The sequence below is a fragment of the Streptomyces sp. NPDC058964 genome (assembly GCF_042741275.1).
In the GTDB taxonomy this organism is placed as follows: domain Bacteria; phylum Actinomycetota; class Actinomycetes; order Streptomycetales; family Streptomycetaceae; genus Streptomyces.
In genome coordinates, this window is sequence record NZ_JBHYKH010000128.1 from 12,900 (window position 1) to 19,326 (window position 6,427).

Here is a 6,427-nt window from a genome sequence, read left to right on the forward strand (position 1 = left end):
GGTGCCCCGCGGGGGGGCCCGGGGCCCCCCAGCGGGGCGGCGGCGGCGCCCGCCCCGCGGGCGTGCGCCGCTCGACGCGTGTTGCGCCGCTGCGCGAACGCCGCGTCGACGACCGCGAAGACCTGCCTCCTGGAGGCCGTGGTCTTGATCGGCTCGGTCCGCCGGACCAGGGAGACGAGCCCGCTGTCGACGTTCGGCGCGGGCCAGAAGACATTGCGGCCGATCGCTCCGGCGCGTTTCACCTCGGCGTACCAGTTGGCCTTGACGGAGGGCACTCCGTACACCTTCGAGCCGGGTGCGGCGGCGAGCCGGTCGGCGACCTCCGACTGCACCATCACCAGCGTCCGCTCGATGCTGGGGAAGGTGTCGAGCATGTGCAGCAGCACCGGGACGGCCACGTTGTACGGCAGGTTCGCGACCAGCGCCGTGGGGGCGGGGCCGGGCAGTTCGGCGACGTGCATCGCGTCGGAGTGGACCAGCGCGAACCGGTCCGCGCGCTGCGGCATGCGTGCCGTGATCGTCGCGGGCAGCGCACCGGCCAGGACGTCGTCGATCTCGACGGCGGTGACGCGGTCGGCGACCTCCAGCAGCGCCAGGGTGAGGGAGCCGAGCCCCGGGCCGACCTCGACGACCACGTCCTCGGGGCGGACGTCGGCGGTGCGGACGATGCGGCGGACCGTGTTCGCGTCGATCACGAAGTTCTGACCGCGCTGCTTGGTGGGACGCACGCCCAGCGCTGCCGCGAGTTCACGGATGTCGGCGGGGCCGAGGAGGGCGTCGGGGGTGGGGCTGCTCACGGGACAAGGGTACGGGCCGCGGCCGGGCCCCTCGTCCCGCCGCCCGGCGCTCACCCGTTCAACCGGGCCCCGCAGTGCGGCCAGGGGCTCGGCCCCTGGCGCAGGTAGAGCTTCTTCGCCCGGAAGGTCTGTTCCTCCGCCGAGGCGTCCTGCGGGCGCCCGCTGCCGCCGAGGCTGTGCCAGGTGCGGTTGTCGAACTGGTAGAGGCCGCCGTACGTGCCCGACGGGTCCACCGCGTGGGCCCGCCCGCCGGACTCGCAGGCCGCCAGGCCGTGCCAGTCCAGGTGGTCCACGCCGTGCACGGACGGCGGGTGCGGCTTCGTGCCCACCTTCACGACCTGCGCGCGCGGCTCGCGCACCACCTCGGCCCCCTCGCGGCGCGGCCGCTGCCGGACCCCGTTGACGGTGCGCACGAAATACGCGATCCGCCGCAGTCCCGGCTCCCCCGCCCGCTCGACGACCTCCGTGCCCTCGAAGAGCGAGGGGTCCTGGGTGCGCATCACGTCGAACGGGATCGACTCCTCCCGGACCTCCCTGGTGCCGGTCACCCGCAGCACGGTCACCGTCTGCCCGTCCCGCGGGAAGCTGCCGGGCGGGACGGAGGTGGTGTCCTGGTCGCGCAGGGTGATCCCGGCCTCCTCGACCGCCTCGCGGACGGTCGAGGAGGTGGTGCGGATGGTGCGGGCCCGGCCGTCCGCCATGACCGTGACGGCGCGTTCGGTACGTACGTCGAGCGCTAGCCCGGCCCGGCCGATCCGCTGGGAGCGCGATGCCGAGAGATGGGCGCCCTCCGCCCGCACCCCCATCTGTCTGAGCGCCCCCTCCACCGTGCGGGCCGTCGTCCACACCTCTCGCCGGTGGCCGTCGAGCGTGAGCCGGACGGGACGCCCGTAGTGCACCGCGACCTCGTCGCCGCTGGCGAGCGCCGTACCGGGGGCGGGTGCCACCACGTCGTGCTCGTGCACCCGCACGCCCTCCTCGGCGAGCAGCTCGGTCACGTCGTCGGCGAAGGTGTGGAGGGTGCGGGGCTTCCCGTCGACGGTCAGCTCGACCGCCTTGTCCTGGGCGACGAACGCGGTGGTGCCGCCGGCGAGGAACGCGACGACGAGCGCCTGGGGCAGCAGCCGGCGCACGGCGGACTCGGGGCGCTCGGCAGGCCGCGCCCTGCGCCGGCGCGCGGCCCGCCGTTCCGCCTGACGGGGCAGCGCCTGCTGCTCGTAGGCGGGCCGGTAGGTGTCCTCGCGCGCAGGGGCCTCGTACACCCCGTAGGGCACCGTCTCCGCGGTGTGCACGCAGGCGCCGGGGTCGTACGTCTCCTGCGTCTCGTGCTGCGGCTTGCTCACGCCGACACGCTCCAGGGAGCCAGAGGGGTCCGGATCGGGCCCCCAGAACCTAGCGGAGCGGACGTCACTCTCCAAAGCGACGCAACTACGGACTGTTGCGCCTCGAACGCGCGGTCAGTAGCCGAAGGCGCGGGCCGTGTTGGCCCCCAGGGCCGCCGCCAGCGCGTCCTCGCCGATACCCCGCACGGCCGCCATCGCACGCACCGTGACTGGAACGAGGTACGGGGCGTTGGGCCGTCCGCGGTACGGCGCCGGGGTCAGGAAGGGCGCGTCGGTCTCCACGAGGACCAGTTCCAGCGGGGCGACGGCGAGGGCGTCGCGCAGGTTCCGGGCGTTCTTGAAGGTGACGTTCCCGGCGAAGGACATGTAGTAGCCCTCGCGTGCGCACACCTCGGCCATCTCGGCGTCCCCGGAGTAGCAGTGGAAGACGGTGCGCTCGGGGGCACCCTCCTCCCTGAGGACGCGCAGGACGTCGGCGTGGGCGTCGCGGTCGTGGATGACCAGCGCCTTGCCGTGCCGCTTGGCGATCTCGATGTGGGCGCGGAAGGACCTCTCCTGGGCCGCCTTGCCCTCGGGCCCGGTGCGGAAGTGGTCAAGCCCCGTCTCGCCGACGCCCTTCACCTGCGGCAGTCCGGCCAGCCGGTCGATCTCGGCGAGCGCCTCGTCCAGCGCGGTGTCGCCGCCCGGTTCACGTGCGCCCTGCCGGGACCAGCCGTCGGGGTCGCCGTGGACGATGCGCGGCGCCTCGTTGGGGTGCAGGGCGACGGTCGCGTGGACGCTGTCGTACGCCGCGGCCGTCTCCGCGGCCCACTGCGAGCCCTTGATGTCGCAGCCGACCTGGACGACCGTCGTCACTCCCACCGACGCGGCCTTCGCGAGGCCCTCCTCGACCGTGCCGGACTGCATGTCGAGGTGGGTGTGGGAGTCGGCGACGGGCACCCGGAGGGGCTCCGGGAGCGGCGGCGCCGCGTTCTTGTCGGCGTTCGAAGGCATGCCCCGATCCTACGAAAGAGGCATGCCCTTCCCGCCCGGCGGCCGGTTCAGCTCGCCTTGCGCTGGAACGGATGCAGGAGATCGGACAGGTGCCAGTGGTGGTGCTGTTCCTTGGCCTGCGCGGGCCGCTCCGCCGTCTCGGGCGCCTCGGCCGGCCCTGCCTGCGGCACACCGCGCTGCCGCTGGGCCGCGCTGCGCACCGACGAGACCTGGCCCGCCCGCATGATCCGCACGATGTGGCCGTCGCAGTTCTGGCACGCGGGCCGGCTCAGCGGGGACGGCACGACCTGGCCGTTCGCGACGTACACCACGAACTCGTGGCCGTCGGTGTCCGTGTGGTGCTCTATCTCGTACGACTGCTCCCAGCCGTGCCCGCATCGCATGCAGGCGAAGGAATAGGACTCGTGAACGACTGCGGTCGCCGTACCGCGGAGGCCGGTCTGCTGCCCTGCGATCTCACTCATGCCAGCTGCTCCTCTTGTCCGCCGGACAAGCGCCCCCGGTGCGGGGATTCCCCCCGGAATCCCCTTGGGGGCGAGGGACGGGTGCGTCCCTTCGACCAGTGGACGCCTGTGTCGGCGCGAATGCATCCGGCCTGTCGAGTGTTGGAGGCGATTTGGACTCTGCTTGCCAAAACGGCCTCGGCACCGGGGGCTGGGCTTTGCCTTCGGCGACGGCCCTTTGCCCTCGCATGGGGCGCGTGCTCATAGGAGAAGCACCCTGCTCAGAGGCCATGCGGGCGGTGCCGCGACGGGTTTCCCGGAAGAGCCGGGGCCTCACCCGGCGGAGTGCTTGGCCGCCACCACCGCGTCGAACACCTCGCGCTTGGGCAGGCCCGCCTCCGCGGCCACCGCGGCGATCGCCTCCTTGCGCCGCTCCCCCGCCTCCTCGCGCACCCGCACCCGGCGCACGAGTTCCTCCGCGCCGAGTTCCTCGGGGCCGCGCTCGGGAGCGCCCTCGACCACCACGGTGATCTCGCCGCGAACCCCCTCCGCCGCCCAGGCGGCCAGCTCGGCGAGCGGTCCGCGCCGTACCTCCTCGTAGGTCTTGGTCAGCTCCCGGCAGACGGCCGCGCGCCGCTGCGCGCCGAAGACCTCGGCCATCGCGGCGAGGGTGTCGTCGAGCCGGTGGGGTGCCTCGAAGTAGACGAGGGTGCGCCGCTCCTCGGCGACCTCGCGCAGCCGGGACAGCCTCTCGCCGGACTTGCGCGGCAGGAAACCCTCGAAGCAGAACCGGTCGACGGGCAGCCCGGACAGCGCGAGGGCGGTCAGCACGGCGGACGGTCCGGGGACGGCGGTGACCCGCACGTCCTTCTCGACGGCCGCCGCGACCAGCCGGTACCCGGGGTCGGACACCGAGGGCATCCCGGCGTCCGTGACGAGGAGCACTCGCGCCCCGCCCAGCAGCTCCTCGACCAGCTCGGGCGTCCGGGCGGACTCGTTGCCCTCGAAGTAGGACACCACGCGTCCCTTGGGCGTGACGCCCAGCGCCTGTGTCAGCCGGCGCAGCCGCCGCGTGTCCTCGGCCGCGACGACGTCGGCTCCGGCGAGTTCCGCCGCGAGCCGGGGGGGCGCGTCCGCGATGTCGCCGATGGGGGTGCCCGCCAAAACAAGGGTTCCAGTCACGTTCCCCATCCTCCCAGGGCCCCGGGAAAGGGAACGCACACCAACCGGTACCGCCCAGGCACGGGACTCACACAGAAGGGTTCCCTACGATGGCGCGGTGACCAGTACCGCGTCCTCCACGGACACCCGGCAGGGCCAGGCCCCGCACGACCAGCGGCAGTCGTGGCAGCAGCGGCTGCGCCGATTCGGCTACGCGGGGCCCAGAAGCGACGGCAGCGTCCTCGACCGTCTGGTGCCGCCGTACACCGAGCCCAGCCCGCGTCTGTGGCTGGTCCTGGGCGCGCCGCGGCCGCTCGCCGAGCGGATCACCCGCTGGTCGGGCTGGGGCGGTCCGCTGCTGGTGACGCTGATGGCGGGCCTGATGCGGTTCTGGAACCTGGGCAGCCCGAAGGCGGTGATATTCGACGAGACGTACTACGCCAAGGACGCCTGGGCGCTCGTCCACCGCGGTTTCGAGGTCAACTGGGACAAGAACGCCAACGACCTGATCCTGCAGAAGGCCGGGCACGTCGGCATCCCGGCGGACGCGGCGTACGTCGTGCACCCGCCGGTCGGCAAGTACGTCATCGGCCTCGGCGAGCTGATGTTCGGGTTCGATCCGTTCGGCTGGCGGTTCATGACGGCGCTGCTGGGCACGCTGAGCGTGCTGCTGCTGTGCCGGATCGGGCGCCGGATCTTCCGGTCGACGTTCCTCGGCTGCCTGGCCGGCGGGCTGATGGCGCTGGACGGGCTGCACTTCGTGATGAGCCGCACTTCGCTGCTCGACGGCGTGCTGATGTTCTTCGTGCTGGCGGCCTTCGGCTGCCTGGTCATCGACCGGGACCGGTCGCGGTCGAGGCTGGCCGCCGCGCTGCCCGTGGACGGGGACGGCCGCGTGCGCCCCGACGCGCAGGTGGCCGACACCCTCCGCCTGGGGTGGCGGCCCTGGCGCTGGGCGGCGGGTCTGCTGCTCGGCCTGGCCATCGGCACGAAGTGGAACGGCCTCTACATCCTCGCCGCGTTCTGCCTGATGGCGCTGCTGTGGGACGTCGGCGCCCGCAGGGTGGCCGGTGCCCGGCACCCGTACGCGGCGGTCCTCAAGCACGACACCGGCATCACGTTCCTGGCCACGGTGCCGGTGGCGATCGCCGTGTACCTGGTCTCCTGGATCGGCTGGATCCTCTCCCCGACCGACGGCACCGGCGGCTACTTCCGCAACTGGGCGGCGACCGACGGCAAGGGCGGCAACTGGACCTTCCTGCCGGACTGGCTGCGCAGCCTGTGGCACTACGAGCACGAGGTGTACGAGTTCCACGTCGGCCTGTCGTCCCCGCACACCTACCAGTCGAACCCGTGGAGCTGGATCGTCCTGGGCCGCCCGGTCTCGTACTTCTACGAGTCGCCCTCCCCCGGTGCGGACGGCTGCCCGGCGGACGCGGGCCAGAAGTGCGCCCGTGAGGTCCTCGCCATCGGCACACCGCTGCTGTGGTGGGTGGCCTGCTTCGCGATCGTCTACGTCCTGTGGCGCTGGGCCTTCCGCCGCGACTGGCGCGCGGGCGCCATCGCCTGCGGCATCGCGGCCGGCTACCTGCCCTGGTTCATGTACCAGGAGCGGACGATCTTCCTCTTCTACGCGGTCGTCTTCGTCCCGTTCCACTGCCTGGCGGTGGGGTTGGTGTTGGGCGCGATC

General features: G+C 73.0%; 6 protein-coding genes. 1 reads left to right on the forward strand and 5 read right to left on the reverse strand.

Annotated elements, in window-relative coordinates:
• From rsmA to rsmI, 5 genes are all read right to left on the reverse strand, one after another.
• Window positions 1-797: 16S rRNA (adenine(1518)-N(6)/adenine(1519)-N(6))-dimethyltransferase RsmA (gene rsmA / locus ACFW2E_RS18025; RefSeq protein WP_384467461.1), on the reverse strand; the 797-nt coding region annotated here is incomplete at its 3' end.
• Window positions 798-847: 50 nt separating this feature from the next.
• On the reverse strand, window positions 848-2,140 hold the full coding sequence (locus tag ACFW2E_RS18030) for a ubiquitin-like domain-containing protein (protein ID WP_384467463.1): 1,293 nt from the start codon (window positions 2,138-2,140) through the stop codon (window positions 848-850).
• Between the two features lie 114 nt (window positions 2,141-2,254).
• Window positions 2,255-3,133, reverse strand: coding sequence for a TatD family hydrolase (locus tag ACFW2E_RS18035; protein WP_384467465.1), 879 nt, complete (start codon window positions 3,131-3,133; stop codon window positions 2,255-2,257).
• Window positions 3,134-3,180: 47 nt separating this feature from the next.
• Window positions 3,181-3,597, reverse strand: a complete 417-nt coding sequence (locus ACFW2E_RS18040) for a hypothetical protein (protein WP_384467467.1) — start codon at window positions 3,595-3,597, stop codon at window positions 3,181-3,183.
• Window positions 3,598-3,909: 312 nt separating this feature from the next.
• Window positions 3,910-4,758: a 16S rRNA (cytidine(1402)-2'-O)-methyltransferase gene (rsmI, locus tag ACFW2E_RS18045; RefSeq protein ID WP_384467469.1), complete on the reverse strand. Its 849-nt coding sequence runs from the start codon at window positions 4,756-4,758 to the stop codon at window positions 3,910-3,912.
• A 97-nt stretch (window positions 4,759-4,855) separates the two neighbouring features.
• Here rsmI and ACFW2E_RS18050 point away from each other — a divergent pair.
• The coding region (locus tag ACFW2E_RS18050; protein ID WP_384467471.1) for a dolichyl-phosphate-mannose--protein mannosyltransferase at window positions 4,856-6,427 on the forward strand (1,572 nt) is incomplete at its 3' end.